Source organism: Polaromonas sp. P1_E3, from assembly GCF_056405935.1.
The window spans coordinates 1-1535 of the sequence record NZ_JBFUBD010000540.1 but is presented as its reverse complement, the minus strand read 5'-3'; the positions used below and the strand labels follow the sequence as shown (position 1 = coordinate 1535).

3 protein-coding genes are annotated in these 1535 nt (G+C 60.4%); all 3 read left to right on the top strand.

The window, feature by feature from the left end; translation table 11 throughout:
• Nucleotides 1–174: VOC family protein (locus AC1D0Z_RS21460; RefSeq protein ID WP_477660180.1), on the top strand; the 174-nt coding region annotated here is incomplete at its 5' end.
• A 320-nt stretch (nt 175–494) separates the two neighbouring features.
• Nucleotides 495–719: a glycine zipper 2TM domain-containing protein gene (locus tag AC1D0Z_RS21455; RefSeq protein ID WP_477660179.1), complete on the top strand. Its 225-nt coding sequence runs from the start codon at nt 495–497 to the stop codon at nt 717–719.
• Between the two features lie 82 nt (nt 720–801).
• The coding region (locus AC1D0Z_RS21450) for an alpha/beta fold hydrolase (protein ID WP_477660178.1) at nt 802–1535 on the top strand (734 nt) is incomplete at its 3' end.

Here is a 1535-nt window from a genome sequence, read left to right as displayed (position 1 = left end):
AGCGAATGCGGCTGGTGCAAGGACAAGTGGGGCCTGTCATGGCAAATCACCCCGCGCGCGCTTACTGACGGGATAGCCGACCCCGATCCGAAGGTGGCCAAGCGCGTGTTCGACGCGATGATGACCATGCGGAAAATCGACATCGCTGCGATCGAGGCGGCACGGCGGGGCTGAATAATTCGGTCCTCAGGCTCATTGGGGATCAAGCGCCGCTAAGTGAATCCTCATAGCTCCTCCTGTCGGGTTACGCCCGCCGTGGACAGCGGCTCCCATGCGCAATCCCCTTCCCACCCATCGGACGTAGTACTCAAGGATACGGGGGCTCGTCCTACAACTGCAGATTTTCGGCGCCCTAGCATGAAGATTCAGGAATGAAAAAACTACTGCGGCCCTCAGCCGACAACAGTAGATGGTTCATTCACATGAAGAAGGGTTTGATGGCGTGATTCAGCGGCATTTGCTCTTCGCTTTCATCACTTCTTAAGGAGATTGAAATGATTGCAGTGAAGCAAACAGCGGCGTACGCGGTAGTTGTGGCGGCCTTCGCGGGCCTGGCGGGCTGCAGCGGTATGACGACGCAGGAAAGAAATACCGCTATTGGTGCGGGTGTGGGTGGCGTGGCCGGTTCAGCCTTGTCCGGCGGTAGCGCCTTGGGGACTGTCGGTGGGGCTGCAGTCGGCGGTGTGATTGGGCACGAAATCAGCAAGCCGAAAAGGTAACCCAACCTGTTCAGGAGATYGGCTCACACGCGCGTGAGGCACCATTTCGGCGCTTCATGCGCGTCCATTTGTGCATTGCCGTATGCGCGTCGACACCGTAAAGCATGAAGGCCTGAGGCTGGGCTTGCTGGCGGCGGGTGCTTCCGCCATGCCCGCGATCGTGTTACTGCACGGCTGGCCTCATTGCAAGGAAGTCTATGCACCGGTGGTTGATGTGCTCGCCACGGACCATTTTGTCCTGGCCTTTGACTTGCCGGCGATAGGGGACTCGCACGGCGCACCGCCTTCTGCCGAAAAAAACGTCCTGGCAGATATCGTCGTCAGTGCAGCAGAGCGCGCCGGCGCGCATTCGATGGTGGTGGCTGGCTTTGATGTCGGCGGCATGATCGCCTATGCAGCCGCACGCGACCATGGGGAGCGCATCGCGGGGGCCGTGGTCATGAACACCGTCATCCCCGGCATAGATCCCTGGGAGAAGGTGCTGTCGGATCCTCGTATCTGGCACTTCGCATTTCATGCGTTGCCGAAGCTACCGGAGCTCCTGGTTTCAGGCCACCAGCGTGCCTACTTTGATTTTTTCACGGACTTCCTGGCGGGCAACAAGGAGGTCGTGACCGAAGTACATCGCGCTGCGTTTGCGCGCGCCTATGAGCATCCCGAGGCGCTCAAGGCCGGCTTCGACTGGTACCGTACCCTGCAGGCCGATGCCCAGCACAACAGCCGGCACAAGCACATCGAAACACCGATGCTCTACCTCCGCGGCGACGCCGACGGCCGCTCACCCGACGACTACCTTCCCGCCTTGAAGGCCGTGGG

What these genes read in the sequence shown, in the direction of transcription:
- AC1D0Z_RS21455 (WP_477660179.1), top strand. Translation starts at nt 495, where the DNA reads ATGATTGCAGTGAAGCAAACAGCGGCGTACGCGGTAGTTGTGGCGGCC.